The sequence below is a fragment of the Nesterenkonia sp. CL21 genome, assembly GCF_031705515.1.
In the GTDB taxonomy this organism is placed as follows: Bacteria; Actinomycetota; Actinomycetes; order Actinomycetales; family Micrococcaceae; genus Nesterenkonia; species Nesterenkonia aethiopica.
Genome location: NZ_JAUTWR010000012.1, coordinates 92528 through 116161, shown reverse-complemented (window position 1 = coordinate 116161; position 23634 = coordinate 92528). Strand labels below are relative to the sequence as shown.

At 70.2% G+C, this 23634-nt stretch carries 24 protein-coding genes and 1 pseudogene; 8 read left to right on the top strand and 17 right to left on the bottom strand.

The features are described 5' to 3' along the window. The 8 genes and pseudogenes from Q7C18_RS15150 to Q7C18_RS15115 form a co-directional block, all read right to left on the bottom strand. Positions 1 to 996, bottom strand: a pseudogene (locus Q7C18_RS15150) (hypothetical protein); the annotation flags it as partial. A gap of 259 nt (positions 997 to 1255) precedes the next feature. Further along, positions 1256 to 2191 carry a hypothetical protein gene (locus Q7C18_RS15145; RefSeq protein WP_311026070.1) on the bottom strand — a complete coding sequence of 312 codons (936 nt, stop codon included), beginning with the start codon at positions 2189 to 2191 and terminating at the stop codon, positions 1256 to 1258. A 171-nt stretch (positions 2192 to 2362) separates the two neighbouring features. After that, positions 2363 to 2632 carry a GlsB/YeaQ/YmgE family stress response membrane protein gene (locus Q7C18_RS15140; RefSeq protein ID WP_311026069.1) on the bottom strand — a complete coding sequence of 90 codons (270 nt, stop codon included), beginning with the start codon at positions 2630 to 2632 and terminating at the stop codon, positions 2363 to 2365. Positions 2633 to 2688: 56 nt separating this feature from the next. Beyond that, positions 2689 to 3354, bottom strand: coding sequence for a hypothetical protein (locus Q7C18_RS15135; RefSeq protein ID WP_311026068.1), 666 nt, complete (start codon positions 3352 to 3354; stop codon positions 2689 to 2691). Then, positions 3351 to 3908, bottom strand: a complete 558-nt coding sequence (locus Q7C18_RS15130) for a DUF6286 domain-containing protein (RefSeq protein WP_311026067.1) — start codon at positions 3906 to 3908, stop codon at positions 3351 to 3353. Before Q7C18_RS15130 ends, Q7C18_RS15135 begins: the two co-directional genes overlap by 4 nt. Then, a complete protein-coding gene (locus Q7C18_RS15125; protein ID WP_311026066.1) occupies positions 3905 to 4285 on the bottom strand; it encodes an Asp23/Gls24 family envelope stress response protein in 381 nt (126 codons plus the stop codon). Before Q7C18_RS15125 ends, Q7C18_RS15130 begins: the two co-directional genes overlap by 4 nt. Beyond that, positions 4282 to 4464 (bottom strand): hypothetical protein, encoded by a 183-nt coding sequence (locus Q7C18_RS15120; protein WP_311026065.1) that lies wholly within the window; start codon positions 4462 to 4464, stop codon positions 4282 to 4284. The genes Q7C18_RS15125 and Q7C18_RS15120 overlap by 4 nt, the downstream gene beginning before the upstream one ends. Positions 4465 to 4492: 28 nt before the next feature. Then, positions 4493 to 4993 carry an Asp23/Gls24 family envelope stress response protein gene (locus Q7C18_RS15115; protein WP_311026064.1) on the bottom strand — a complete coding sequence of 167 codons (501 nt, stop codon included), beginning with the start codon at positions 4991 to 4993 and terminating at the stop codon, positions 4493 to 4495. A 175-nt stretch (positions 4994 to 5168) separates the two neighbouring features. Here Q7C18_RS15115 and Q7C18_RS15110 point away from each other — a divergent pair, with 175 nt between their 5' ends. From Q7C18_RS15110 to Q7C18_RS15100, 3 genes are read left to right on the top strand one after another with little or no spacing between them, the layout of a single operon-like run. Beyond that, positions 5169 to 5747 (top strand): RNA polymerase sigma factor, encoded by a 579-nt coding sequence (locus Q7C18_RS15110; protein WP_311026063.1) that lies wholly within the window; start codon positions 5169 to 5171, stop codon positions 5745 to 5747. Beyond that, positions 5744 to 6259: a hypothetical protein gene (locus Q7C18_RS15105; RefSeq protein WP_311026062.1), complete on the top strand. Its 516-nt coding sequence runs from the start codon at positions 5744 to 5746 to the stop codon at positions 6257 to 6259. The genes Q7C18_RS15110 and Q7C18_RS15105 overlap by 4 nt, the downstream gene beginning before the upstream one ends. Further along, positions 6249 to 6620 (top strand): hypothetical protein, encoded by a 372-nt coding sequence (locus Q7C18_RS15100; RefSeq protein WP_311026061.1) that lies wholly within the window; start codon positions 6249 to 6251, stop codon positions 6618 to 6620. Before Q7C18_RS15105 ends, Q7C18_RS15100 begins: the two co-directional genes overlap by 11 nt. Here the strand turns inward: Q7C18_RS15100 and Q7C18_RS15095 are convergent. From Q7C18_RS15095 to Q7C18_RS15080, 4 genes are all read right to left on the bottom strand, one after another. Further along, a complete protein-coding gene (locus Q7C18_RS15095; protein WP_311026060.1) occupies positions 6610 to 7035 on the bottom strand; it encodes a DUF3499 domain-containing protein in 426 nt (141 codons plus the stop codon). The two genes, Q7C18_RS15100 and Q7C18_RS15095, sit on opposite strands and share 11 nt — an antisense overlap. Positions 7036 to 7120: 85 nt before the next feature. Then, on the bottom strand, positions 7121 to 8755 hold the full coding sequence (locus tag Q7C18_RS15090) for a DUF5719 family protein (protein WP_311026059.1): 1635 nt from the start codon (positions 8753 to 8755) through the stop codon (positions 7121 to 7123). Then, positions 8752 to 12093, bottom strand: a complete 3342-nt coding sequence (locus tag Q7C18_RS15085) for a hypothetical protein (protein WP_311026058.1) — start codon at positions 12091 to 12093, stop codon at positions 8752 to 8754. Before Q7C18_RS15085 ends, Q7C18_RS15090 begins: the two co-directional genes overlap by 4 nt. Positions 12094 to 12224: 131 nt before the next feature. Next, a complete protein-coding gene (locus Q7C18_RS15080) occupies positions 12225 to 12797 on the bottom strand; it encodes a WhiB family transcriptional regulator (protein WP_311026057.1) in 573 nt (190 codons plus the stop codon). A gap of 227 nt (positions 12798 to 13024) precedes the next feature. Here Q7C18_RS15080 and Q7C18_RS15075 point away from each other — a divergent pair, with 227 nt between their 5' ends. Further along, positions 13025 to 13786, top strand: a complete 762-nt coding sequence (locus Q7C18_RS15075; protein ID WP_311026056.1) for a TIGR03089 family protein — start codon at positions 13025 to 13027, stop codon at positions 13784 to 13786. On the opposite strand, the gene Q7C18_RS15070 is transcribed toward Q7C18_RS15075, so the two are convergent. Then, on the bottom strand, positions 13764 to 14330 hold the full coding sequence (locus Q7C18_RS15070; protein WP_070159172.1) for a GtrA family protein: 567 nt from the start codon (positions 14328 to 14330) through the stop codon (positions 13764 to 13766). The genes Q7C18_RS15075 and Q7C18_RS15070 overlap by 23 nt on opposite strands. Before the next feature lie 353 nt (positions 14331 to 14683). On the opposite strand from Q7C18_RS15070, the gene Q7C18_RS15065 reads away from it, so the two are divergent. The 4 genes from Q7C18_RS15065 to manA all read left to right on the top strand — a co-directional run bounded on the left by Q7C18_RS15065 (position 14684) and on the right by manA (position 19478). Beyond that, complete coding sequence (locus Q7C18_RS15065) at positions 14684 to 15847, top strand: 5-(carboxyamino)imidazole ribonucleotide synthase (RefSeq protein WP_311026079.1); 1164 nt, start codon at positions 14684 to 14686, stop codon at positions 15845 to 15847. A 49-nt stretch (positions 15848 to 15896) separates the two neighbouring features. Further along, positions 15897 to 16451 carry a 5-(carboxyamino)imidazole ribonucleotide mutase gene (gene purE / locus Q7C18_RS15060; RefSeq protein ID WP_070162487.1) on the top strand — a complete coding sequence of 185 codons (555 nt, stop codon included), beginning with the start codon at positions 15897 to 15899 and terminating at the stop codon, positions 16449 to 16451. A 3-nt stretch (positions 16452 to 16454) separates the two neighbouring features. After that, positions 16455 to 18128: an LCP family protein gene (locus Q7C18_RS15055; protein WP_311026055.1), complete on the top strand. Its 1674-nt coding sequence runs from the start codon at positions 16455 to 16457 to the stop codon at positions 18126 to 18128. Positions 18129 to 18236: 108 nt separating this feature from the next. Beyond that, positions 18237 to 19478 (top strand): mannose-6-phosphate isomerase, class I, encoded by a 1242-nt coding sequence (manA, locus tag Q7C18_RS15050; RefSeq protein WP_311026054.1) that lies wholly within the window; start codon positions 18237 to 18239, stop codon positions 19476 to 19478. Here manA and Q7C18_RS15045 read toward each other — a convergent pair. From Q7C18_RS15045 to glpX, 4 genes are all read right to left on the bottom strand, one after another. Then, positions 19424 to 19681, bottom strand: a complete 258-nt coding sequence (locus Q7C18_RS15045) for a hypothetical protein (protein ID WP_311026053.1) — start codon at positions 19679 to 19681, stop codon at positions 19424 to 19426. The two genes, manA and Q7C18_RS15045, sit on opposite strands and share 55 nt — an antisense overlap. Before the next feature lie 46 nt (positions 19682 to 19727). Continuing rightward, complete coding sequence (locus Q7C18_RS15040) at positions 19728 to 20699, bottom strand: trypsin-like serine protease (protein ID WP_311026052.1); 972 nt, start codon at positions 20697 to 20699, stop codon at positions 19728 to 19730. Positions 20700 to 20932: 233 nt separating this feature from the next. Then, entirely contained in the window at positions 20933 to 21832 is a 900-nt protein-coding gene (locus tag Q7C18_RS15035; RefSeq protein ID WP_311026051.1) for a trypsin-like peptidase domain-containing protein, read from the bottom strand. A 289-nt stretch (positions 21833 to 22121) separates the two neighbouring features. Then, positions 22122 to 23183 carry a class II fructose-bisphosphatase gene (gene glpX / locus Q7C18_RS15030; RefSeq protein WP_311026050.1) on the bottom strand — a complete coding sequence of 354 codons (1062 nt, stop codon included), beginning with the start codon at positions 23181 to 23183 and terminating at the stop codon, positions 22122 to 22124. Positions 23184 to 23634: the final 451 nt, after the last annotated feature.

The following is a 23634-nucleotide window of genomic DNA, read 5'->3' as shown; positions in this document are numbered from 1 at the left end:
GTCCTCAGTGCCACCGTCCTCAGTGCCACCGTCCGTGGACTCTACCGGGAGCTCGTGCTCGTCTTCGTCCGTCACCGGATCGCCCTCGCTCGGCGGCGTCCCCTCCACTGTCACGTGGTTCTCGATGATCCCTGCGTCCGCATCTGCGTCAGTGGCGGTGTATGTTGCCCACGCGCTGACTGACTGTCCCGGCGCAAGGACATGGGGCTCATCCGGCCACTCTCCGTACTCGATCTCAGAGATTCCCTCCAAGGCGTCGGTCAGCTGAACGTCCCGCAGTGTGAGTGCCCCGGTGTTGGTCACGGTGAACTCGTAACGGACATCATCTCCCGCGTGCCCGGGCCCTCCCTCGACGAACAGACCGTTCTTCTCGACTGAGACGCCCGCACACTGCTTGTCGATCTGACCGATGAGTGCGTTGCGCAGTCGTGCGAAGTCAACTTCAAGGTAGTCGTCGCCAAACTGCGGACCGCTGACCTGGGGCATGTGCTCGTGAAACAAGCCGTACTCGGAGTGCGTCAGGTTGTCGACGACTCCGACGCCGATGACGCGAGTCCCGGCCTCCTTCACCTGATTGGCGCTGGTGACGGCAGCATCGATCGTGGCCTGATCAGTGGCGTTTCCCAGACCCCTTGGCGGCAGTCCCCACTGGGTCGGGTTTCCGTCTGTCACGAAGAGCACAGCATCGTAGCTCTCACCAGCGCCGCTCAGCGCCTGAAACGCGCGATCCCAGTTCGTGCCACCCTGCATGGTTCCTGGCCGCTGGATGCCATCCACGTGCTGGCCGATGGTCTCCAGTCCTGCGCCCGAAGTATCGGTGAGTCCCAGGGGCTGATTCGACGCCTGAGACGTAGCAGGCGCATACGACGCCCAGTTGTGGAACGCCAGCCGAACCGGATACTCCTCCAGCGACTGGGCGAACTCCACGAGACCAGAGCGCAGCGCGTCGAGCTGCTGGCTGTTGATGGAGTTCGACAGGTCGATGCTGACCGCCACATCCAATTCACACTGATCTGTCAACGCAGGGTTCGGAGCGGGCGTCACCGTGGACCCCACGGCGGATGCCGGCGTCGCCGCCGTCAGTGTTGCGCCGACTGCGAAACACAGCGCTCCCGCGACCGCGACGGCCCTTCGTACGGCTCGGAGGGCTCTTCGTCGGGCCCCGTCCTGCTCCGCAGGTGCGGGCGAGGACTGCGAATGATTCTTCGGTGTCACATCATCTCCTCGGTATGGGTGTGAATGGTCGGACGTTCGTTCATGGAGCCTGGGTTCCAGGGGCGATTGCGGCTCGGCTCAGGTGACGGAGCAACGCACGGTGGAACACGGTGTAGGACTGCCATGCCAGCTCCTCGAGTGCGGCGGGCGTTCCCGGCTGTGTCCTTCCGCTGTGGGCGAGCTGATTCTTCAATGACACGAGCTGTGCCGCCCAGGCCGAACTTCCTTGCGGCAGCAGCACACACGAGGCTTCCTCGTCCGGGCCGGCCCTCTGCGGCCCTGCCGACTGGGCCAGCTCAGCAAGTTTGTATCTCAGGGGCATGTCCTTACGCTGACGGAGGCTCCTACCAGTGGTCGTCGCCCAGAACGTCTCGAGCGCTGAGATCAGCAGGACAAGCCGCCCTTCAGGGCTGATTCCCCCGCTGCGCAGGATGTCGCCGATCAGGCGACGGGCCGCTGGACTCGTTCTGCGGAACGCGAACCAGCGCGGAACCAGGTGAAGAAACTCCGAGTCGAACTGGGACATGAGCGACGGCGGCGACCACAGGATCCCAGGCGGCACGCCGTCGAATGTCCACGCCGGCTCCCGAACCACCGCAGCACCCATCTCGCCTGACTGGGGAGCATCCACCGCACACGGGGATGCATCAGGGCCGGTGCCTCCACAGATCACCGCAAGTTCGTAGATCGCCAGACCCACAGCCTGCGCATGCGCGTAGCTCATCGGCGCCGATTCGTGGACAGAGATGGCGACCTGAGCCGTCGTCGGTCGTCCCGCCGACAACTGGTGCTCGTGGACCGACACGGTGATCATCCGGTCACGGCGGGGCGCTGCGCCCTCGGGCACGTCTGAGAACGTCACCGTCCCGGGGGACCACAGTGCGAGCTTGGCGGTGTCGCTCAGCGGGCGTACCGCGACGACTTCGATTCTCGCCTGTTCATTTCTTGCAGCCGGAGCTGTGCGGGCATGTCCCATCGCCGAGAGTGCCTCCTGGAGTCTGGTCAAGGCCTGACAGTCGCACATAGGTCGCCAGAAGGCCGCTCGTGGATCGTGCCCGGCGGGCATCGTTGGTCTGAAAGTTCGCGGGTCGCCGCAGCGACCGACCGGCGGGTGCGGTCACTGGTATGACCGCACCCGCCGAGGGTGTCAGCGGCGCTTCGTCAGGAAGCCCCAGACGAAGGAGAACACCAGCGCGCCGATCACAGCGATGCCCAGCGAGCCCCAGGACCAGGGGTCGCTGAGCACGTCCCCCACGCCCTTGCCCCCGAACAGGCCGAACAGCAGCCCGCCGACGATCGCGCCGACGATGCCGAGCAGCATGGCGCTGAGCCAGCCGCCGCCCTGCTTGCCGGGGAGGATGAGACGAGCCAGGGCGCCGGCGATCAGGCCGACGACGATCCAACCGATGATGGTCATGAAGAGTGCCTACTTTCTGAGATGAGAAGTGATTCTCCGGGCGGAGACCGTGATGATCAGCGGCCCGCGACGGATGCGTCGTCGTGCCGCCTGAGTTCCACCCCAGGGGATGGACGGGTGACAGTGGCCGTGGAGGAGGCTCGGGTGCGCAGGACGGGGTCCAGGACGATGCTGACCGAGCCCAGTCGCGTCTCCAGGGAGCGCGCCAGGTCACCGCAGACGCCCTGGATCAGTCGGTCCAGAAGCTCCGCAAGGTCTCCTCGCTCCTCAGCCTCCACGACGAGCATGACCTGAGGACGCCGCGCCTGACCTCCGATATGGGCATCCGCGCTGACCACATCGGGGACGTCTTCGGCGGCCTCCTCCACGGCAGAGGCGAGCACCTTGGCCGGAAGCACCGTCACTCCGGTCCTTCCATCCTGCTGAAGCTGCAGCTCGGGACTCCGTGGAGGACGGGGAACACCGCGGATGAGCCAGACCAGCACCCCCAGGGCCACCAGGACGCTCACGGTGAGGACCACCGCGGGCATCCAGTCCAGCGTTGCCACCGCCTCCTCGACGGTCTGGCCGGTCGACGGAAGCACCACGCTGTCAGGCAACAGGTGTTCCAGCTCCGCGGCGAGCCCGGTGCCCACCAGCAGCAGGACGCTCCCAGCGAGCACAGAGACGAGTCCGATGACGGCGAGCCAGAGCCGGTTGCGCGCAGCAGATCGGAGGATCATGAGACACCTCCCCGCCGGACCCGGACGACGACCCGAGGCGTCCTGCGCAGCTGAAGGCCCTGGAGCCTCTGGCTGATCCGGTCCTGGATCTCCTGCCGCGTCTCGGGGAGCTCAGCGGCGACAGACTGTGCCTCCACCGTGAGACGCCGTCCGGTGGCACGGGCTCGCACCGCCGTCACGCCGTCGGTACGCTGTGCCTCTCCTTCCGCCAGACGCCCCAGACCGCGGGTGGTCACCGCGCACTGCAGGTCGCCGATGGGACTGTCGGATCCGAGACCCGCGGCCTCGATCGAGGAGACCACGGGCCGGCCCGGCCACATTGCGGCGCAGAGGACCAGCAGACCGGCCACCAGCAGCACGGCACCCAGGGCGAGCATCCCTGGTGACTCCCAGCTGAGAGTTCCGGCGGTCTCCAGGGCGGGCACCCGCTCTCCGGCCAGGAGCAGCCCGGAGGCCCAGCCGGCCAGGCCCGCCACGATGAGCACGGCGACGCCGACAATCCAGGAGGCTATGACCCGCTGTGGCCTGCGTCTGGTCAGATGCCCTCGCGTCATGCGAGCCTCCTTCCTCCGCCGTCCCCGGTGGCGAGGCGTCGGGAGGACCCCATCCGCTCGATCTGGAGATCGACCAGACGCACCCTCAGACCGGTGAGGGTCTCCACCCGGTCCCGCAAGTGCCGCCGAGCAGACTCGGTGACCTCGCGCACCGGGATCGGGTACGGCAGGGCCAGGCGCACCGCCAAGGCGACGGTGTCGCCGGCAAGGGTCGCCTCCACCTGGGGCCGGGTGTTGCGGTCCACAGTGCGCAGACCCAGCAGACCCCGTCCTGCGGCCCACACCTCAGGGAGTTCCGAGGCCGCCTGGGCAGCCGACTTCTCCACCACCGCCTCGTGGACCACGAGACGGCCGCCGGCGGGTTCTGCGGTGCTCATCGCCGAGCCCTCTCACCCGAGAGCAACCCGGCCAGGTCGAGCCGCCCCTCGAGGACCGCCCCGACCACCAGTCCCAGGCCGGCGAAGAACGCGACGCCCAGCATGGCCAGGAAACCGGCGAAGACAGCGACGAGACCCAGCACGAGGCCGACGAAGAGGCCTGCGATGGTCGTGTTCATGTTGCGCTCCTCTCCAGCAGCTCGACGCTCAGGCAAGATCGTGGTCGTCGCTGTCGTCCTCGTCCTCCGGCAGGTGCACGTCGGCGACCGTGATGTTGACCTCGACGACCTTCAGCCCGGTTCCGTGCTCCACCGCCCGGATCACATTGCGACGGATGGTCTCCGCCACCTCCACCACAGCGGCGCCGTACTCGACGATGACGGTCAGGTCGATGGCGGTCTCTTTCTCGCCCTTCTCGACGGAGACGCCTCCACTGACCTGGGTCTTCGACCCGGGGATCCGCTCCGAGATGGCATCGAAGGTCCGGCGGGCTGCGCTGCCCATGGCGTACACGCCCGGCACCTCGCGTGCGGCGATGCCGGAGAGCTTCTGCACCACCGTCTCCTCTACCGTGGTGGTGCCGTAGGCGGTGACCAGTGGGCTGTCAGCGGGCTGCTCCGGCCGGGAAGCCTGCACTGCCTTCCCCGTGCTGCCCGAATTGTTCTGAGCAACGGCGGATGGGGTGGCGCTCTGACGGTTCTCTGCCATGCGGTTCTCCTTCGTGTGCGGTCTCGCCGCCTGTTCTGCGAGACGTTGACAGCAGTGGAGACGTCCGCCTGGGCGAATCCTCACGGTCTTTGGCGAAGATTTCTTAGATTTCTTCCGTTGCCGTCTCCGCACCCCTGCCGTCCCACAACGCCTGACTCAGGGGTAACATATGCGCATGAGAAGCAGGCAGGCGCCCCAACCTCCGGCGCTCGTCGACGAGCCCACGGTGGTCGCACGGGCGCAGGACGGCGATGTCGCTGCCTTCGAGCAGCTTCTGGACGCCTACGAGGCACCCCTGCTGCGTCTGGCGGTGCGGATGCTGCGGGATCGCTCCGAGGCCGAGGACATCGTGCAGGACACCTTCCTGACAGTCTGGCGCCGACTCGATACCCTGGAGGACACCGACCGGTTCAGAACCTGGATCTATCGGCTGACCAGCAACGCCTGCATCGACGTCATCCGCCGCAGGGAACGGCAGCGCACTGCGGCCGCGGATCCGGCCGACTTCGCGGATGTCGTCGCCACCGCCCCGTCACTGGAGGAGACGGCGGAGCGCGGGGCGGCCGTGCGCCACTTGGAGAGGGTGCTGACCACGTTGCCCGCGGAGCAACGGCTGGCGTGGCTGCTGTACGAGGTCCATGGTCAGTCCTATGCCGAGATCGCGCAGGTGATGGACAGCACCGAAGGCAGCGTCCGGGGCCGGATCCACCGGGCCCGAGCGACGATCGTCAGGGGAATGGAGGGATGGGCATGACCGACCGTCCACGCCATGACGCCGACGACCCCGGACTCGACGAGGCAGCCCTCGGCGCCAGCTATGACCGGCTTCAGGGCGTCATCGACGAGTTCCGCGAAGACGACTCCGACATCACCGGCACGCTGGACTCCCTGCGGAATCGCGTCATGGACATCGTGCAGCGGGAATCGGTGCTCGGACCCACGACCGAACTGTCCACCCCATCAGGCCACCGCTTCGAGATGCTCACCGCGACGATCCGGAAGATCATCCGCGATGCTGCTGACCAGGAGCCCGGCCTCGTCGCCCGTCGTGTGCGGGTCGACGTCGACGACTCCGGGGACGACGCCGATGGCTCGCCCGGGCCTTCGGCTCTGAGCGTGCAGGTCTCGGTGACCATTCAGCATGACATCTCCGTGCCCGCCGTCGACGCCATGCTCCGGCGCCGCATCGCCCAGGCAGTGGGTGAGTTGGTCGGCTCCCATCTGACATCGCTGGACATCCAGGTGGAGGACATCCATGACGTCTGAAGATCATCTGTCTGCTGAGCAGCGGCTCGTGGCCGCGGTGGAACAGATTCCGGGTGCCGCCCAGGTGGTGCCAGGGTTTCGGCAGATCCTCGCCTCGGCGACCCGGTCACTGCTGCGCCCGGACACTGACGAGCGGGCCACCGGGATCGACGTCGTCTCCCGGGGTGGCGTCCGCGAGGTCTACATCGACTGCCACACCGACGGGACACGTCCTGCCTCGGAGGTGGCAGACGCCGTGGTCCGAACGGCCACGGCGACGCTGGAAGTGGAACCGGAGCGTGTCCACGTGCGGATCATGCACGTCAATCGAACTGCCTCAGCCTCGCTGGGCTCGGGGGACCCTGCGGACCTCAGTCCCTGAGCAGACGCAGATGACCCCGAGTGAGGGCCGCCTCCGGTGTAGGCGGTTCCAGGCGCGTGCGGCTCTCCCGAGTCGGCAGCGTGCCCGGGGCGTGGGAGCCGGTGTCCTCGCCGGAGGTGGCCCGGCCGGCCGCACGCGCGCCGGCGTCGTCGTCACGGTGGCGGACCGCATCCGCCAGGGCGAGCAGGTCGTCCGGCGGCTCCGCGGGCGTCGACGGGTAGTCCAAGCGCACCACTTCCCAGCCGCGCGGCGGGTTCACCGTGTCTGCGTGGTGGCTGCACAGGTCATAGGTGTGGGGCTCGGAGTACACGCTCATCGGCCCCACCACGATCGTGGAGTCTTGATAGCTGTAGGTCAGCGTGGCGACCGCCGGTCGCCCACAGCCGCTTCGAGTGCATCGTCGCGAGGAATCCACGGTGCACCACCCTAGCCGACGTCACGGACAACGACCGGGAGGCGCACCGGCGGAAACGGACCCTCCGGGTCTCTCCCAGGGCCGCTCACTGCCGCAGCCGCACCGGCACGGTCCGGTCCGGGTCCCGCAGCAGGTCTACGGTGCTCAGCGCGAGCCCTCCCTCATCCTGGGTGGTCAGCGCCGCATACAGCCCCGGAGCAGTCTCCTCCACGACGACGGCGACGGCGTCGCCGAGGTCCTCCGGCTCGAGGGTCAATGCCCCCTCCGCAGGCACGGTCACCTCTTCCGCCGCGGAGAATGTGCCGTCCGCCTCCACCAGCCGATAGGTCACCTGGCCCTCCGCCTGCAGGCTGGTGAGCCGCAGCGAGGACTCACCCACATCCGGGATGAGCGTCCCGGAGCCTTCGGTCAGCGGCACCGCGGAGGCCTGCCAGGAGAAGTCCGTCGCGGAGTCGCTATCTCCTCCGGCCACGACGTGGCTGGACACCGCCGCATACGTGGGCTCATCGGATCGGAGGACGACGTCGTAGACCCCGGCCTCCAGCCCCTGCAGCGGGACCGCGTCCACCTCGCCGGGCTCCACGGTGAACACGGCCGGGTTGTCCAGCAGCTCCACGCCGTCGTCGCCGTAGACCTGCAGCTCCAGGGTGGTCCGGGACTGTCCGGCGGAGTGGATCCACAGCTCCGCGGGCCGAGCGGCGGGGTCCTCCTCGGTGGACTCGGGCACCGGGACCCCCGGCATCACGTGCTCGGTGTCCGGTGCGGAGATCCCCGGCAGGAAGTCCACCCCTTGACCGGTCAGGCCCACCGCCCGCGAGGACTGCACCTGGGCGGTCACGGGGGCTCCGGAGGACTCCACGGAGATCCCCAGCTCGGCGTCCGTGCCCGCCAGGGCGGCGAGGTTCACGGTGCGCACCGTCTCCCCCGGCACCACCAGAGTCCGGGTCCCCGAGGAGCCCCGGTGCCCGTCGGTGTCATAGCCGACCACCTCGACGGTGGCGGGCCGGTCGTACGGATTGGCCAAGGTCAGCAGGGCGGTGGCCCCAGCGCCGAGCTCAGGGCCGAAGAACCAGTGGGAGCGCTGCGGGACCGTGCAGTCCCGGGTGGCCAGACCGGTCACTGGTCCGGTGTCGGCGGCGTAGGTGTACCGGGCGGCGGCGGCGCCGGAGGCTCCCTCGGGCAGCGCCTCGATCTCCAGGAACGGTGTGCGGGTCATCGCGCCGAGGACCTCATAGACCACGTCGCCGGTGACCGTCTCCTCCGCTTCGGTCAGCTCGGTGGTATTCACCCGATACCGCTCGCCCAGCTGTGCCCACGCGGCCGCCGGGAAGGTGCCGGCGTCGTCGGCGGCGAGCACCAGGGCTTGGAAGCGACCGAGCGCGGAGTCGTCGCGCTGCCGGTACTGCAGCAGCCCGTCGGTGGTCAGCGAGGCGGCCAGCCCCGGCATCGGCGGGCAGACGTGGGCCGTGCCCGATCCCGCAGCCGGGAACGCAGCCGCATCCACCGGCGCCGGCTCCCACGTCTCCCCGCGCGGGTCCTGCACCGCCGATCCCACCGCGATCCCTGCCACGCCCGCCGCGACGACGACGGCGAGCACCCGCGCTCCCGACCCGGGAGGTCGGGGGCTGCGCCCGGCGGCCTGGCGACGCTGCTCTGCCTCCTCGCGGCGGCGTTGTCTCTTCGCCTGACGGAGGTGGCGACGGACCGTCCGCGCGTTCATGGCCGCTCCCCTCGTCCGTCTGCAGGTTGTCCATCTGCGGATCGCCCGGCCGTGTGCCGTCCGGCCATCCGTGCGAGCTCCTCATCGCCGGCCACCGGGAGCAGTCGGGCCCCGCGGGGCAGCGGCACGGCGATCAGCACCACCAGCAGCAGGAACCCTCCCACCAGGCCGAGCATCGGCCACCGGTACGGACTCGAATGCGAGGCGGTCAGCACACCGGAGGCCTCTCCGGCAGGCAGGTGGAAGCTCTGCGCCCACGTGCCGCCCGGTGCCGGCTCCAGGTCCTTCCCGTTGAGCTGTGCGGTCCAGCCCGAGGCCTGCGCCGTGGCCATCCGCAGCATCAGATCCTCCTCCGCCGCCAGGGGCTGACCCTCAGCGTCGCGGAGTCCCTCGAGGTCAACCTCCACCTGTCCTCCCTGAGAAGGCAGCAGGGCGACCGTCTGCCCGTACTGGTCCACCAGTCGGGCCCAGGAGGTGGAGGCACCCTCCACCTCCTCCGTGGTGAGGACCTCCCGGTCCTCCGGGACTTCGGCCCGCCAGAGCAGCCCACGGTCGGTGGGGCCGACTGCGATCAGGCCGGAGGCGGTGTCCACGGCGTCCACCAACGGTGAGTCCTCCACGGAACGGATCAGCACATGCCCGACCCCGAGCTCCTCCATCAGGGGACCCACTTCCCCGGAGCCGGGGGTCACCAGCGAGGCGACCAGCTGCCCCAGCCGACGGTCCCCGGCACTGAGCTGGCGGTCCGGCACACCCCCGGCGGTCACCACGGCGCGTTGGGCGTCCAGCATGCGTCCCTGGCCGGAGACGAGCTCGCCGACCACGCCCTCGCTGCCGGCGTCGAGCACCAAGGTGCGCTGCTGCGCCGGCCCGGTGCCCTGGTCGGCCGCGGTGGCGGGCACCTGCCGCACCTGCCCCGGGGCGATCTGCACGAGGTCCTGGCTCACCGGGGTCAGCGCCTCGCCGGTCAGATGCGCCGACGGAAGGGCCCGCGGCACCGCCCAGGAGCCCAAGGACGCCACCACCGCCAGGACCAGCAGTGTGGCGGCCACCGGGGCCGCCGTGGCGCCCCAGCGGGGCAACGCACGCGGCAGCCGGTCCAGGGACCCGACCGCGGCGATCAGCAGGCAGAAGGCCATCACCGTGACCAGCGGTCCGACGTCGGCGGAGATCAGGGCCACGCCGTCGTCCGCGACGGCCAGCCTGGACGCCGCCGCAGAGAGCCCCAGTGCGCCCAGCAGCACCCCGCCCGCGACGAGGGCATGGGTGCTCCGCGCGGTGGCGGTGACGATCCCCAGCAGGGCGACCAGCAGCAGCGGAGCGCCGACGATCAGCGCCAGCCGCAGGCTCCACAGGTCTCCGGTGAACAGCTCCGGGATGGCGCTCCCCTGCAGGCCGGCGAGCGGATCGAAGGGTCGAGAGTGGCCGAGCAGCTGCTGCCACAGGGGCGCATCCGCGGCGCTGATCGGGCGGGTCGGATCGGAGAGCAGCACCGCCACGACGTTCTGGCGGGTCAGCAGGGCGGAGCCGAGCATCGGCGCGGCCAGAGCCAGCGAGGGCAGCGGCATCAGCCACAGCACCCGGCCCCGACGGCGCAGCACCAGCGCGCCCACCACGCAGACCAGCACCGCCAGCACCAGCAGGACCGGCGCCGCCGCGGTGACCACGGCCAGCAGCAGCGCGGCGGCCGCCGCGTGCTCCCAGGAGGCGGCGTACAGCCCGGAGCCGCGGCCGGAAGGGTCCAGGTCCAGAGCCCGGACGGCTGCGAGCAGCACCAGCGGCAGCAGCACGTGGACCAGCACGACACCCACCCGGCCCTCACCGAGCGCGATGTGCAGGCTCGGCACCCCCACCCAGAGCAGCGCCGCGACCACCCGTACGGTGGCCCGATCGGTGACCAGCCGCGAGGCCAGCCAGGCGGTCAGCCCCGCCAGCGGCAGGGCCAGCACCGTCAGCCACACCAGCACCAGGGAGGCGTGGCCGCCGGTGAGCAGAGACAGGATCAGCAGGACCAGAGCGAAAGGATCCGCGCCGGCCAGGGCGCCCAGACCCTCCGGGGCGATGAGGCTGACCGTGGACGCGGCGATCTCGGCCGTGGACGGCGTCACCGGCAACGCCGCGCCACCGGTCAGCGCCTCGGCGGTGAGCAGATCACGGAAGACCAGCAGGGAGATCCCGGTCAGGCCCAGCAGCATGAGGAACAGGCCCAGTCGGTCGCCGGAGCGTCGGGTCGGCATCTGATCGAACTCGCCGTGGGCGGAGTCCTGGCCGAGCAGCGCGTCATGGTCGTCCTCATCGGCGGTCCGTGCCCCCGCCAGGCCGTAGCCCGAATGCTGCGGGGCGACGGTCTCCGCGGTGGGCAGCCGCCGCCGATGGGCGCGCAGCGCGGCCGCATCCAGGCGTGCGGCACCCTCGACCCGACGCCGCTGCGACGCCGGGGGCGCTCCTGCGGCCCGGCGTCCCTGGCGGATGAACCGCCGGGAATGGAGGATCGTTGCGGGGTCGAGCAGAGCGACCACCGTGGCGGCCAGCTGGGCGACGGCCGCATCCGGCGCCTTCACCGCGGTGAGGACGACGGCGCGCAGCACGGCGGCCAGCCACTGGCCCAGCCACAGCAGCGGCACGGCGGCCGCCGGCGCCTCGGCGAGCCGTCGGCGGACCTGGGCCCGCCGCGCAGGACTCGGCAGATGCAGCATGCCGCCCAGACGGTGGACCTCCGTCCGCGGCGGAGGATCCAGCCGCCTGATCCGGGCGTCCGGAGCGACGACGACATGCACCCCGGTCTCGCGGGCGCGGCGGCAGAACTGGGCCGCCGCGTAGTCGGCCGGGAGCGTCGGGTCGAAGCCGCCGAGGGCGCCGAAGAGCGAGGCGCGCACCAGCATGCCGTGGGCGGCCACCGCGGGCACGGCGTCGCGGCCGTCGTACTGGCCCTGGTCGAGCTCCTTCGGCTCGTTGAGCGGGATGACCTCCCCGGAGCGGGCGGACCACAGCCCCACGTCCACCAGGCGATCACCCGGATCCAGCTGCTTGGCGCCGACGACCTGGATGTCCGGGTGGGTCTCCTCGTCGGTGACCGTGAACAGCCGCTCCTCGAGCGCCGCGAGAGTTCCAGGCTCCGGGGCGGCGTCCTCGGGGAGGATCCACAGCCAGTCGGCCGCGTCGGAGAATCCCTCGGGCAGCCGACGCTCCAGCTGCCGCCACAGAGAGGTCACCCGGCTTCCGCCGGGTCCGGGGCCGGTGGTGCGGGCCGCCGTGGCCCGGTCACGGATCAGGTGGGAGCGCAGGGATCGGGAGAGGTCCTGAGGTCCTCGGAAGCCTGCGGCGGAGAGCTCCACCACGTGGTCGGGCGCGCGCGTCTGGGACTCAATGGCCTCCTGCAGTGCCTGCGGGGACTCTCCGGCCTCAGACGAGGAATCGCCGCCGCCGTGCAGGACGACAGCGGCGATGCGCGGGCTCAGGGTGGCGGCGATCAGATCGCTCGCTTCCGCAGCTTGCGGCGTTCGCGCTCGGAGAGACCTCCCCAGATGCCGAAGCGCTCGTCATTGGCCAGGGCGTAGTCCAGGCACTCCTGCTTGACGTGGCAGGCGGCGCAGACCTTCTTCGCATCCCGGGTGGAGCCGCCCTTCTCCGGGAAGAACGCCTCCGGGTCCGTCTGGGCGCAGAGGGCGTCCACCTGCCAGGCCAGCTCGCCTTCGATCTGCTCGGCGGGGATGAGGGAGGGCAGGCCGATCCAGGTCTCGGTGCGCGGCGCCTCGACCTCCGGCTCGCGGTCAGTGCGGCGGGAAGGAGCCTCACTGAGCGCCACCGGGGCCTCGACGGTCCGTGCCGAGCGGGACTCGTCCTCGGACTGCTTCTCCGCCTCCTCATGGGCGGCGAGGAAAGCCGTGGCCTGATCCTCGAGGGCCTTGCCGTGCTCCAGACGCTCCGCGGCCTGTGGATCGGCCGGATCCACGAACCAGTCGGCGGGGACGTCCAGAGCGGGTCGCTGGGCGGCGCGAGACTGCTCGTGCTGCTCGTCGCTCAGCCGCTGTGCGTTCCCCATGGAGGGCCTCCCCTGTGATCCGTGTCAGTGGTGTGCGGGACAATTATGTGACGGTGTCTGTGACGACCATGCGGCGGGGCCGCCGTCACCCCCTAATTACACTGGCGTAAGTAACCATCCGTCAAGTGGTGTGAGGCCGCTCTCCACAGGCCTCGATCCGCGTCATGACGCCCGACACGCCGCACAAAGACCACTGTGGGATCGGTGTGGCGGAACAGGAGGACTCCATGGCTCCGCTCAGCTTGAGCACCTTTTCACACGAAGCGCCCAGGGACTTCCCAGCGCTGTTCGAGCTTCTGGGGGGCCGCCCGCGACCCTCTGTCGTCTGGTACGGCCCCGACGGGGACCGGGTGGAGCTCTCTGGACGGGTGCTGCAGAACTGGGCGGTCAAGCTCGTCGGTCTGCTGCGCGAGGAGGTCGAGCTCGACGACGGCACCGACGTGCTGATCCACTGCGCGCCCCACTGGAAGGCCTGCGCCGCCGTCCTCGCCGCCGGCGCCCTCGGCTGTCGGGTGACGTTGGGCTCCCCGGGCGGCGAACCGGCGTTGGTCATCACCGATCGCCCCGAGGACTGGACGGACACCGAGGCGCTGGGGGACGCCGAGCTGGCCGCCCTGTCCCCCGGCCTGCTGGACGACTCCTACGCCGACGCCGTCGGCACGTCACTGCCAGGGTGGGTGCTCGACGTCTCCGCTGAGGTGCGCCAGCATCCGGACCAGCTCCTGAGCGCACTCCCGGAGGTGGCGCTGCCGCCTGTGCCGAGCGAGCCCCGGGACCTGCTGTGCTCCACGGCGGAGGGGCTGCACGACGTCGCCGACGCCGCGGCGGGCTGGAGCACCTGGACCCCGGTGCGCTGGGACGACGACGCGGAGACGGCGCTGCTCGGCGCGTGGGCGCAGGGACGCACCGCCGTGCTGGTGCAGCCGGGCCCCGAGGGCATCCCCGCGCAGCAGTGGGAGACGATCCTCAGGAACGAGGGGGTCGGCTGAGGCCCTCGCCGGTGGTGCGGTGCGAGCCGGTGACCACCGGGATCTCGCCGGTGAGCAGCTCCCGGTCGGAGATCATGTGCGGACCGGCCTCACGCTCCGCCGGCTCCCCGGTGAACACCCAGAACTTATAGGCGAAGAAACGGAATGCTGTGGCCAGCACGAGCCCGATGACGTTCCCGGCGATGAACACCTGAGTGACGGAGTCCATCCCGAGGAGATACTTGCTCACCCCCACGCAGCCGGTCTGGATGCCCAGCCCGATCGCGTTCATCAGCAGGAACATCACCAGCTCCCGCATCTTGCCCCGGGTGCGGCTGTGCCGGAAGGTCCAGTACCGGTTGGCCACCCAGGAGAACAGGGTGGCCACAGCCCCGGCGACGACCTTCGCCTTGAGCTGCGAGTCGTCGAGAGGGCCGCTGAGCAGCCACAGGAACACAGCGGAGTCGATCACGAAGGCCACACCGCCGACGACGCCGAACTTCGCGACCTCCCGCCACACGGCGAGGAACAGGTCACGGATGCGGACATAGAGACGGGAGATCATGGACCGGGGAGACTCCATCAGCGGAAACGGGGGAACACGGCAGGCCGGCAGACCCTGAGGCCGCGGCGTCCTGCCGACGTCCAGTGTACGGACTCGTCTGGACGTCCCCTGCGAGCTTCCTGGCGGATGCCCCCGGTATGAGGAGAATCACGACGCCGAGCGGGCCCCTGCTCGGCGGCCCCGCGATCCTTGCGTGCGTGTCCCATCACCGACGCCGCGCCCCCGATGCTCCATAATGAGGGACTGTGACTGCAGCCGAAGCCCCCACCCCTGACACCGCGCCCCACCTGTCCGCCGCGGCCCGCGGCGACGCACCCCGCGTCGGCGTCCTCGGCGACGGGCAGCTGGCCCGCATGATGGCGCCGGCCGCCGTCGAGCTCGGCGTCGAGCTGCGCCTGCTGGCGGGCAGCGCCGAGGCCTCCGCCGCCCAGGTCATCCCCCGCACCACACTGGGCGACTATCGCAGCGTGGAGGACGTGACGGCCTTCGCCGCCGACGTCGACGTCGTCACGTTCGACCACGAACATGTGCCCGCCGAGGTGCTCGACGCCCTCACCGCCCAGGGCACCCCGCTGCATCCGGGACCCGAGGCGCTGCTCTACGCCCAGGACAAACTGGCCATGCGCCGCGCCGTCGAGCAGCTCGGCCTGCCCAATCCGCACTGGGCCGCGGTGCACACTGTCGCGGAGCTGCGCGACTTCGGCGACGACACCGGCTGGCCGGTCGTGCTGAAGACCCCCCGCGGCGGCTACGACGGCAAGGGTGTGCGCATCATCGACTCCTCCGCCTCAGCGTCCGCCGCCCAGGACTGGTTCGACCGCGCCGCGGAGCAGGGCACCGGGCTGCTCGCCGAGGAGAAGATCCCTTTCACCCGAGAGCTCTCCGCCCAGGTGGCGCGCTCAGCCGTCGGAGAGATCCGCGCCTACCCGGTGGTGGAGTCCACCCAGACCGACGGCGTCTGTGACATCGTCGTCGCCCCGGCCCCGCGCTCCCACCCCACCCACATGGAGGACGCGGCCAGCATCGCCCGACTCATCGCGGAGAAGCTCGGCGTGACCGGGATGCTGGCCGTCGAGCTCTTCGAGATCGCCGACGGCGAGCGGGCCGGCGTCTACGTCAACGAGCTGGCCATGCGCCCCCACAACTCCGGGCACTGGTCCATGGACGGCGCCGTCACCGGTCAGTTCGAGCAGCACCTGCGGGCCGTGCTCGGCCTCCCGCTGGGCTCCACCGCCCCGATCGGCGGCCCGGGCGGCCGCACTGTGATGAAGAATCTCTTCGGCGCCTCCGCCTCAGACCTGCACGCCGGGGTCCCCGAGGCCGGCCGGCACGCCCCCGAGGCCAAGATCCACCTCTACGGCAAGGAGCCGCGCCCCGGCCGCAAGGTCGGGCACGTCAATGTGGTGCTCGCCCCCGAGCCCGGGGAGGTCGCCGTCGCCGCCGCGGAGCTCGACCGGGCGCAGAGCCGGGCGCTGCACGCCGCCGCGCTCATCACCGGGACGACCACTGACGACTGACGACCACCGCTGACCACCGCTGAACCACCTGACGAAGGGACCGGCACCGATGGCCGAGGACACCACCGCCCTGGTCGGACTCGTGATGGGTTCGAACTCCGACTGGCCCACCATGAAGGCCGCCGCCGAGGCGCTCGACGAGTTCGGCATCCCATTCGAGGCCGACGTCGTCTCCGCCCACCGGATGGCCGAGGAGATGATCGACTACGGCCGCACCGCCCACCAGCGCGGCCTGCGGGTGATCATCGCCGGAGCGGGGGGTGCGGCGCACCTGCCCGGCATGCTCGCCTCCGTCACCCCGCTTCCTGTCATCGGGGTCCCCGTACCGCTGAAGCATCTCGACGGCATGGATTCGCTGCTGTCGATCGTCCAGATGCCCGCCGGCGTCCCGGTCGCCACAGTCTCCGTGGGAGGCGCCCGCAACGCCGGTCTGCTGGCGGCGCGCACCCTGGCCGCCGGGGACGGTGAACTGGCCGCCCGACTTCGGGAGCAGCTGGTCGAGTTCGCCGCCGACCTCGCCGCACAGGCCCACGCGAAGGGCGCCGCCCTGCGCGACGAGGCCGCCGAGCTGCCCACGTACCGCCGTCGTCACACCCATTCCTGAGCGATGAGCGACCCCACCATCACCTATCACCGCTTCTCCACCGAGCCGGACGTCGTCCGGCGGCCGGAGAACGGTTCCGTCACCGACCGCACCCGTCGGGCGGTGCTGCTGCTCGCGCTGACGCTGGTCGTCCCGGGCGCGGCGCAGATCGCAGCCGGGCACCGCGGCTTCGGGCGCAAGGCGCTGGCCGTCACGGTGAGCGTGTGGGCGGTGGTGCTGGTCGGCGTCGTGATGTTCTTCACCCTGCGCGGACTGCTGCTGGGCCTGATGACGCGGCCCTTCGTGATGTGGCTGGTCGCCGTGCTGCTGGTCGCGCTGGCCGTCGGGTGGGCCGTGCTGTGGATCGACACCTTCCGGCTGCTCCGCCTGTCCACCCTGGCTCCCGGTCTGAAACCGATCGTCACCGTCGCCACGGTGGTGCTGATGGTGGTGACCTCCGGCTCGCTGGGGTACGGGGCGCATCTGGTGAACCAGTCGCGCGAGTCGTTCTCCGGGATCTTCGGCTCCGGCCCGGCCATCGACGCCGTCGACGGCCGCTACAACTTCCTGCTCCTCGGCGCCGACGCCGGGGAGGGGCGCCAGGGCCTGCGCCCGGACTCCATCCACGTGGTCAGCGTCAACGAACGCACCGGCGAGTCCATCCTCATCTCGATCCCGCGGAACTTCCAGAACGCGCAGTTCAGCGACGACTCCCCGCTGTGGGATGTGTATCCGGACGGGTACAGCTGCGGCAACGAATGCATCATCAACTTCCTGTACACGGATGTGATGAACCAGCACCAGGACCTCTACCCCGACGCCGAGGACCCGGGCGCCGAGGCCATGATGGACGCCGCCTCGGGCATCCTGGACCTCGAGGTCAAGGGCTACGTGATGGTGGACATGGACGGTTTCGCCCAGCTCATCGACGCGATGGGTGGGGTCACCGTCGACTCCGGCGGCTGGGTCCCCTACCGGGGCCCGCGTCCGGACGGCACCTGGGGCGACAACTGGTGGGGCCCGGGCGAATACACGTTCAGCGGCAAGGACGCCCTGGCCTACGCCCGGTCCCGGACCTTCTCCTCGGACTACAACCGCATCCAGCGCCAGCAGTGCATCCAACAGGCGATGATCGCCCAGTTCAATCCGCAGACCCTGCTGACCCGGTTCACCGAGATCATGGACGCCGGCGAGCAGGTGGTGGAGACCAACCTGCCGCAGCACCAGCTCGGCTCCTTCCTCGACCTCGCGGTGGACGCCAAGGAGCGCGAGCCGCAGCGCCTGGTGTTGGGCGCCCCCGACTTCGGCACCGCCGGGGAGCAGTTCTCCACCTACCCTGACTTCGACCAGATCCACCAGCGGGTGGACGAACTGATCGAGAACGAAGAGGACGACGGCGGCTGGTTCGGCTCCCTCGGAGCCGTCGGCACCACCGTGGGCACGGTGACGTTCTCCCCCGGGACCGGATCTCCGAGCGGCGGCGCCTCCGCCTCAGGCACGGTGCCGGCGTCGGTGGAGACCCGCGACGCCGCGGAGGACGACGAACCGTCCATCGAGGACAACGAGGTCGAGATGCCGACCCAACCGGACGGCTCCCCGCTGACGGCGGAGTACCTGCGCGACCTGCAGGACGCCGGACAGACGGGAGTCCTGGAGCAGGCGGCGTCCAGCAACTACGAGTGCACGCCGCTGCGCTGAGGACAGGGGCGGCCGCGCCGGGCGGCTTCCTGGGAGGTTGACCACAGTTCCCTGGACGAGGCCCGGAATCGGACGGATCATGGCCTCCCCGCTGGTAATGTTCTCGCGATGCTCAGGATGACCAACCCCGTGCGGCACTACGCCTGGGGCTCCGCCACCGCCTTCCCGCGGCTCTTCGGCATGCCCGCCGACGGGCCGCAGGCCGAACTGTGGATGGGCGCCCACCCGGCCGCGCCGTCCGAGGTGCTCCTCGACGGCGCCCGGATCAGCCTCGACCATCTCCCGGCACACCGTCCGGAGATGCTCGGTGACCTCCCGGAGCTCCCCTTCCTGTTCAAGGTGCTGGCGGCAGAACAGCCCCTGTCCATCCAGACCCACCCCACCGCCGAACGGGCCCGGGCCGGCTACGCGGCGGAGGAGGCCGCCGGGGTTCCGCTGGACTCCCCAAGTCGCCGCTATGTGGACGCCCACCACAAGCCTGAGCTGGTGGTGGCGGTCGAGCACTTCTCGGCCCTGTGCGGATTCCGGCCCGGCCCCGAGGCCGCCGCCGACGTCGCCGCCGTGGCGGACCTGCTCCGCACCGCGGGCACGGGATCGGAGGGCCCGGCGGACACCGCACGAGTGGACGAGGCGCTGAATCAGCTGCGGACTCTGTTGGAGGCCGAGCGCCTGGCAGAGGCCCTGGAGCTGATCCTGCGGGACGCGCACGGCGGCTTCGCGCAGGCCGCAGACCTCGTGGTGCCCGCCCTGGAGTCCGTGCGCCCTGGCTCTGCGCTCTGCGACGGGGCGGTGGACACGCTCCGGCGCGCCGGCGGCGCCTTCCCGGGCGACCCCGGGGTGATCGTCACCCTGCTGCTGAACCGGGTGGACCTCTCCCCCGGTGAGGCCCTGTACCTGCCCGCCGGAAACCTGCACGCCTACCTGCACGGAGTGGCGGTGGAGATCATGGCCAGCTCCGACAACGTGCTGCGCGGCGGGCTCACCGCCAAGCCGGTGGACGTCGATGAGCTGCTGGCGGTCACGACCCCTGCCGTGCTGCCGCTTCCGTGGTGCACGCCCGAACCGATCTCGGAGCGGTGGCACCGCTACGCCCCGCCGTGCGAGGAGTTCCGACTGGACCGTCTGGAGCTGGACGACGGCGACACCGCGACCTGGGCTCCCCAGGACGGTCCCGCCGTCGTGCTGTGCCTCCGCGGCGAGGTCCTGCTTCGGAGCGACGCTTCAGAGATCGCAGTGGGCGCCGGCGAGTCCGTCCTCCTGACCGCTGGCGAGCGAGCTGTGCTGACCTCCGAGGGTCAGTCGGAGGTGTTCGTCGCCTCACCCGGTGCAGTGCCGTCGTCGGCGCTCTGATCCGTGGACTCCCCGTCGTCCTTCTTCCTGTCACCCTGGAGCGTCATCGGTCGGGGGCGGGCGGCCCGGCGTCGCTTCTCGGTCCAGTAGGCGCGGACCTGCTCCGGGTCCTGCTCCGGGCGATGTGAGACGACCGCCGAGGGCGCCTCCTCCTCGGCGTCGTCGCCGGGTGATGAGCTGAGGTGTCCCTCGACGGTCGTCATCGTGTCATCCTCTCCTCAGGGCCTGAGCCCCGATGATACGCCGTCCTCAGCGCGTGGAGGCGTAGTCATAGAGCTGCTCTGCCCCGGAGCCGAAGTACGGCCCGAACATCACGTCCGGCAGGAAGGTGTACCCGTAGGAGTTCACAGAGTTCTGGGCCCCGCCGGTCCCCTGACCGAGGAACCAGGGGCCGCCGGAGGAGCCGCCGGTCATGTTGCACGGGATGCCCTGAGTGCTGCTGCCCATCGGGTCGTTCGTGGCGGTGCCGTGGCAGCTGTGGAGCTCCTGGCCGTTGAAGGGCGCGGCGGCCGGGTAGCCGTAGGCGCTGTAGTACTGGCCACGCGGCTGGTTGAAGGCGATCGGCGACGCCGCCCCCACCTGCTGCTGCACGGTGGTGCCGCCCTTGGTCTCGAGGACCGCGAAGGCGTAGTCATGCTCGAAGTCGCCGCGGTTCGCCCACTCGGCGGAGGTCACCAGCTCTTCTGCGGCCCACACGCCGTGCTCGGACTCGCCGTAGTCGTAGGCAGGGGCGAAGACGAAGTTGCGCGCGAACTGGCCGCCGTTTCCGTCGTGCAGGCAGTGCCCCGCGGTGGCCACCGTGGACTGGTTCGCCGAGGCCACGATGTTGGCGGAGCAGACGAAGTCGCCCTGGTTGGTGGAGAAGAAGACCTTGCCGATATGCGGGCTGTCGGCCGGGTTCTGCAACTGGCTGCGGTGCGGGGACACCGTGCGCGGGTTCGCCGCTTCGATGTCACTGAAGACGTCTTGCAGGCTGGCCCCGTCGATCTCGTCGATGAGCTCCGTCTCCACCGGCTCGGCCTCGGCCATGCGCTCAGGAGTCCAGTACTCTTCCGCGGCCTCCTGCTCTGCGTCCGGCACGGCCTCGACCTCTGCCTGGTCCGGGCCCGCCCCCTGCCCCGGGTATGTCGTGGAGTCTGCCGCGACGGGGGTCGCCGTCACCAGTGCGGCAGCGCTCAGTCCGAGGACACCGCCCAGGCTCATGATTCGCCTGATGCTCATGCTTGTTCTCCCCTTTCAGGAGTGTCATGGAATCATCACGGCCGGATCTCTGGCCGTGACCTACGACACGGTAGCAACGTGATTCACATCTGTGAAGAGGTTGCGGGAAGAAAGTAACTCCACAGTCACATGAGCAGGGCCCTGACACCGCGGATGCGGCGTCAGGAATCATCACTCCAGGTCAGAGCCCTGCAGAATGCATCGAGCGCCCCGGCAGGAGGTGGGAGCCGCCGTCACTTCGACGAGGCGTGGTCGTAGAGCTGCTCAGCCCCGTCACCGAAGTACGGTCCATACATGGAGTCGGGGTCGGCGTCGTACTTATACGAGTTCACAGAGTTCTGCTCGCCCCCTGAGAGGAACCATGGACCGCCGGAGGCCCCGCCGGTCATGTCGCAGTCGATGCCTTGGGTGCTGCGGCCGGCGGGGTCATCGCTGGCCGTTCCCTCGCACCGGCGCAGCGTCTGCCCGTCATACGGCGCCGCAGCGGGATACCCGTAAGCGATGTAGTCGAGCCCACGGGACTCGTTGAACGTGATGGGAGAGGACGCGCCGACCTCGTCCTGGACGGTCCTGCCGTTCTTCTCCTCGACCACGGCGAAGGCATAGTCGTGCTCCAGGTCGCTGGTCTGCACCCACTGCTGGGAGGCCACCAGCTCGGTCGCCGCCCAGACTCCATGCTCCGACTCACCCTCGTCATAGGCCGGGGCGAACACGAACCTCTCCGCGAAGCCTCCCCCGGCGCCGTCGTGCAGGCAGTGCCCGGCGGTCGCCACGGTGGAGCGGTTCTCGGATGCCACCAGGTTGGCCGAGCAGACCTTGTCCCCAGACGGCGTCGAGAAGAAGACCTTGCCCACGTGTGGAACGGACGAGGGGTCACCGAGGCTGCTCTGCGATCCTGCCGCCACCACCAGCGGCGACGGCGCAGCCGACGAGACCGTCCGCGGGGTCCCGGAGTGCGCGCCGGAGAAGACATCGCGGATCCGGGCCTGAGCGTTCTCCGCCACATGCGGCACGGGCGGACGCGCCTGCGCCATGCGCCGAGGCGTCCAGTACTCGGTGGCCGCAATCCTGTCCGCTGCCGGAACCTCAAGTGCCTCCACCACACTCCGGGCCCGTTCGTGGGCGTTGCCCATCACGTCATCCACGGGCGGCGACCCCTGGGCCGACGCGACGCCGGACCCCGCCGTGGTCAGGAGCAACGCTCCCAGCCCGAGTGCTGCTCCCGCTCCGAACCTCCGACGTCCGACCACAGTTCGCCCCTCTCCGCCCGTCTCCAGGCGCCTCAAAGAACCCCAGGGCGCCGGCGGTGACCACTCACGGAGTCCGTCGGCGCTTCATGACGCGGGTCACGCTAGTACATGACGGACGGAGCCGGAAGGGCTGGCTGACCAGGGGCGTGGAGGACCGCGAGGGGCGCCGTCATCACGCGCGGGTGTAGGACTCCCATTTCCGAGCCTGGTGCTCCGCCTCCACGGTGCGAACCGTCCCGGACTTGGCGCGCATGACGATGGACTGGGTGGTGACCCGATCCCCCTCGTAGCGGACCCCCCGGAGCAGATCGCCGTCGGTGATCCCCGTGGCGGCGAAGTAGCAGTTGTCCGAGGTGACGAGCTGATCAGTGGTGAGGATGTCGTCGACGTCGTGGCCGGCCGCGGCGGCGGCCTCCCGCTCGGCTTCGTCGGTCGGAGCCAGGCGCCCCTGGATCACGCCGCCGATCGCGCGGATCGCGCAGGCGGTCACGATGCCCTCCGGCGTGCCGCCGATCCCCATGAGCGCATCCACACCCGAGCCTTCTCGGGCTGCGGCGATGCCGCCGGCGACGTCGCCGTCCATGATGAAGCGGGTGCGGGCGCCGGCGTCCCGGATCTCCTCCACGAGCTTCGCGTGGCGGGGCCGATCCAGCACGCACACGTTGAGCTGGTTGATCCTCTTGCCCTTGGCCTTGGCGATGAGGTGCAGGTTCTGCTTCACGGGCAGGCGGAGGTCCACCACGTCGGCCGCCTCGGGGCCCGTGACGAGCTTGTCCATGTAGAACACCGCGGAGGGGTCGAACATGGAGCCGCGCTCCGCGACCGCCAGAACGGCCAGCGCGTTGTTGTAGCCCAGTGCCGTCAGACGGGTGCCGTCGATGGGGTCCACGGCGACGTCGGCTTCGGGACCGGCGCCGTTGCCGACCCGCTCACCGTTGAAGAGCATCGGGGCTTCGTCCTTCTCTCCCTCTCCGATGACCACCACTCCGTTGAGGTTCACGGTGTCGAGCAGGGAGCGCATGGCGTCGACAGCGGCACCGTCGGCACCGTTCTTGTCACCTCGGCCGACCCAGGCGCCGCCCGCGATGGCGGCCGCCTCGGTCACGCGGACGAGTTCGAGGGCGAGGTTGCGATCCGGCTCAGAGTCCCCCACCGCCAGCCGCGGCGAGAGGTGCGAGTAGCTCTGCTGGCTCCCGGCGCTCGGTGCGGGGGTCGTCGTTTCAGTCTCGGACACGTTGGACACGTCGTCAGCCACCTGTTCGTCTCGCCGTGGACGGCCTCATCGCCGCCCGTTGCTGTCGGTGCCTCGATGATATCGCGGGGGTGTGACCGGGACCGCGGTTACCAGCGGGTTCCCACGCGTATGACGTGTAAGGATCTGCTGACGAGACTCTGGTGCGCATGTGAGACGCGTCGTCCGGGCGGGGTTCGGATGCCTGGCCGGGCTCAGTGGCGGGCCGGCGCCGGGAGTCGGACCTGACCGTGCGTTTTGGCCGGCTGGTCCCGCTCCTCCGGGATGTGTCAGAGGGTGCCGGAAGACTGAGCAACACCAGGAGGAGCCGGGGAAGGACCCCCGCGAGAGGGCAGCCGGGTAGAGCGTCCCGGCAGGGGCGGCAGAGACGGGCACCCCAGCAGAGGCCGAGGCCGCCTACTATCAATCACACGAGCCCGCCCGGGCACCCGCA

Bases quoted from the DNA above. Each gene is read 5' to 3' on its own strand.
- Q7C18_RS15145 (WP_311026070.1), bottom strand. From the start codon at position 2,191: ATGGGACATGCCCGCACAGCTCCGGCTGCAAGAAATGAACAGGCGAGA.
- Q7C18_RS15140 (WP_311026069.1), bottom strand. From the start codon at position 2,632: ATGACCATCATCGGTTGGATCGTCGTCGGCCTGATCGCCGGCGCCCTG.
- Q7C18_RS15135 (WP_311026068.1), bottom strand. From the start codon at position 3,354: ATGATCCTCCGATCTGCTGCGCGCAACCGGCTCTGGCTCGCCGTCATC.
- Q7C18_RS15130 (WP_311026067.1), bottom strand. From the start codon at position 3,908: ATGACGCGAGGGCATCTGACCAGACGCAGGCCACAGCGGGTCATAGCC.
- Q7C18_RS15125 (WP_311026066.1), bottom strand. From the start codon at position 4,285: ATGAGCACCGCAGAACCCGCCGGCGGCCGTCTCGTGGTCCACGAGGCG.
- Q7C18_RS15120 (WP_311026065.1), bottom strand. From the start codon at position 4,464: ATGAACACGACCATCGCAGGCCTCTTCGTCGGCCTCGTGCTGGGTCTC.
- Q7C18_RS15115 (WP_311026064.1), bottom strand. From the start codon at position 4,993: ATGGCAGAGAACCGTCAGAGCGCCACCCCATCCGCCGTTGCTCAGAAC.
- Q7C18_RS15110 (WP_311026063.1), top strand. From the start codon at position 5,169: ATGAGAAGCAGGCAGGCGCCCCAACCTCCGGCGCTCGTCGACGAGCCC.
- Q7C18_RS15105 (WP_311026062.1), top strand. From the start codon at position 5,744: ATGACCGACCGTCCACGCCATGACGCCGACGACCCCGGACTCGACGAG.
- Q7C18_RS15100 (WP_311026061.1), top strand. From the start codon at position 6,249: ATGACGTCTGAAGATCATCTGTCTGCTGAGCAGCGGCTCGTGGCCGCG.
- Q7C18_RS15090 (WP_311026059.1), bottom strand. From the start codon at position 8,755: ATGAACGCGCGGACGGTCCGTCGCCACCTCCGTCAGGCGAAGAGACAA.
- Q7C18_RS15080 (WP_311026057.1), bottom strand. From the start codon at position 12,797: ATGGGGAACGCACAGCGGCTGAGCGACGAGCAGCACGAGCAGTCTCGC.
- Q7C18_RS15075 (WP_311026056.1), top strand. From the start codon at position 13,025: ATGGCTCCGCTCAGCTTGAGCACCTTTTCACACGAAGCGCCCAGGGAC.
- Q7C18_RS15070 (WP_070159172.1), bottom strand. From the start codon at position 14,330: ATGATCTCCCGTCTCTATGTCCGCATCCGTGACCTGTTCCTCGCCGTG.
- Q7C18_RS15065 (WP_311026079.1), top strand. From the start codon at position 14,684: ATGATGGCGCCGGCCGCCGTCGAGCTCGGCGTCGAGCTGCGCCTGCTG.
- purE (WP_070162487.1), top strand. From the start codon at position 15,897: ATGGCCGAGGACACCACCGCCCTGGTCGGACTCGTGATGGGTTCGAAC.
- Q7C18_RS15055 (WP_311026055.1), top strand. From the start codon at position 16,455: ATGAGCGACCCCACCATCACCTATCACCGCTTCTCCACCGAGCCGGAC.
- manA (WP_311026054.1), top strand. From the start codon at position 18,237: ATGCTCAGGATGACCAACCCCGTGCGGCACTACGCCTGGGGCTCCGCC.
- Q7C18_RS15045 (WP_311026053.1), bottom strand. From the start codon at position 19,681: ATGACGACCGTCGAGGGACACCTCAGCTCATCACCCGGCGACGACGCC.
- Q7C18_RS15040 (WP_311026052.1), bottom strand. From the start codon at position 20,699: ATGAGCATCAGGCGAATCATGAGCCTGGGCGGTGTCCTCGGACTGAGC.
- Q7C18_RS15035 (WP_311026051.1), bottom strand. From the start codon at position 21,832: ATGGGCAACGCCCACGAACGGGCCCGGAGTGTGGTGGAGGCACTTGAG.